Source organism: Pseudomonas sp. K5002 (genome assembly GCF_013386655.1).
GTDB lineage: Bacteria > Pseudomonadota > Gammaproteobacteria > Pseudomonadales > Pseudomonadaceae > Aquipseudomonas.
On sequence record NZ_JACARK010000911.1, the window covers coordinates 2812 to 3128 of the forward strand.

Sequence of the window (317 nt, forward strand, 5' to 3'; positions counted from 1 at the left end):
CACCCCGGTGATCTACCTGTGGCTCGACCGGGCGTCACAGCGCCTGGGTCGGCGTAAGGAAGCAAGGTTATGAACGTGAAATACAGCGTGCTTTGCATCAGCTTGCTGCTCGGCGGCTGCATGGTCGGGCCCGATTACCAGAAGCCCGCCATGGAGCTGCCGCAGTCGTTCAAGGAAGGCGCGCAGTGGCAGCGCGCGGCGGCCAACCCCCAGGGGGCCATGGACAGCCAGTGGTGGCTGGCCTATCAGGACCCGGTACTGAACGATTTGGTGGCGCGCTCGGCCAAGGCCAACCAGTCGATCATCGCGGCGGAGGC

1 pseudogene is annotated in these 317 nt (G+C 65.3%); it reads left to right on the forward strand.

What is annotated here, in order from left to right:
• Positions 1-69: 69 nt before the first annotated feature.
• Positions 70-317 (forward strand): annotated as a pseudogene (locus HX846_RS30860) (RND transporter); the annotation flags it as partial.